This is a genomic window from Burkholderia sp. MSMB1826 (assembly GCF_001526325.1).
GTDB lineage: Bacteria > Pseudomonadota > Gammaproteobacteria > Burkholderiales > Burkholderiaceae > Burkholderia.
Genome location: NZ_LOYN01000024.1, coordinates 1 through 1,234 on the forward strand (window position 1 = coordinate 1; position 1,234 = coordinate 1,234).

The following is a 1,234-nucleotide window of genomic DNA, read 5'->3' on the forward strand; positions in this document are numbered from 1 at the left end:
CTGAAGTGGTCAAGTAACTCTGGACATAGCTCCGGGTTAGGCTGCGAGCGCTTCGAAACGCGCTGGCGGCATTCCCTTCGCAGCCGAGTGAAGGCGACGATGGTTGTAGAAATCGACCAAATAGTCGGTGATGTCTTGCTCTGCATGGCGGTGATCGAAGTACAACTGCTCGCCGATCCATTCACTTTTGAGGCTTCGGAAGAAGCGCTCGACCACCGCATTGTCCCAACAGTTGCCGCGCCGGCTCATACTCTGGATCGCGCCACGGGCGCGCAGCTCGGCGAGAAAGCGCGTGCTCGTGTATTGGCAGCCCTGATCCGAATGGAACATCAAGCCTGGTGCCGGGCGACGATGATCGTAAGCCCGTCTTAATGCCTTGAGCGCCAAGTCGGTGTCCGCGTGCTGACTAAACGCCCAGCCCACAATGCGGCGCGCATACAGATCCATGACGACGGCCACGTAAAGCCATCCCTGCCTAGTCTGCACAAACGTGATGTCGCCCACCCATACCTGATTGCGCTGCGCCGGATCGAATCGTCGTGCAAGCAGATTCGGCGCAATCAGACTCTCGGCTTGCGCCACTCGATAACGATGTCCGCGCTTAGACCGCACCAGCCGAGCCTGACGCATCAACGATCGTGCTCGATAACGTCCTACGTTGTGTCCGAGCAAGCGCAACGCTTGCGACATCCTCCTGCTGCCGTAGCTTCGACGAGTCTCCTCATGAATACGGCGCACCGCTTCCAGTACCGTCGCATCGGGATTTGATCTGCCTTGGCGCGCCCTCCATGCGTAATAGCTGCTGCGTGCTACACCAGCCAGTCGACAAATCAGCGCTACCGGGTAGGCCTTCTCAATCGTCTGGATCACTTCCAGGAGCGTTCGAGCTCCTTGACGAAGAAGGCCGTGGATTTTTTTAAAACTTCACGCTCCCGTTCGAGTTCGGCTACGCGCGCCTCCAGTTCCTTGATCCGACGCGCGTCTGCACTGAGTTGTGCCGGACTCGGCGCATCCAAACTGTGTGCCACCCGCCACTGTGCGACCCAGCGACGCAGTGCGGTCTCCCCCACTCCGACAGCCTCACACGCCTTGGAAAAGGGGTAACCCTGCTCTACGACGAGTCGTATCGCTTCTTCTTTGAATTCCTCGGAAAACGCACGCCTGACCATGATTTGGCCCTCCAGACGACACGTTACCTCCTTTTCGAACTGTCCAAGGGCATTGAACCACTACA

Annotated in this window: 1 protein-coding gene; it reads right to left on the reverse strand. The window is 58.3% G+C overall.

The genetic code is table 11. The annotated features are described in order from the left end of the window. Nucleotides 1–36: 36 nt before the first annotated feature. A protein-coding gene (locus WS95_RS16125; RefSeq protein ID WP_156444486.1) for an IS3 family transposase occupies nt 37–1,169 on the reverse strand; the annotation gives its coding sequence in 2 pieces (ribosomal slippage) (nt 37–920 and nt 920–1,169; 1,134 coding nt in all). Between the last annotated feature and the right edge of the window lie 65 nt (nt 1,170–1,234).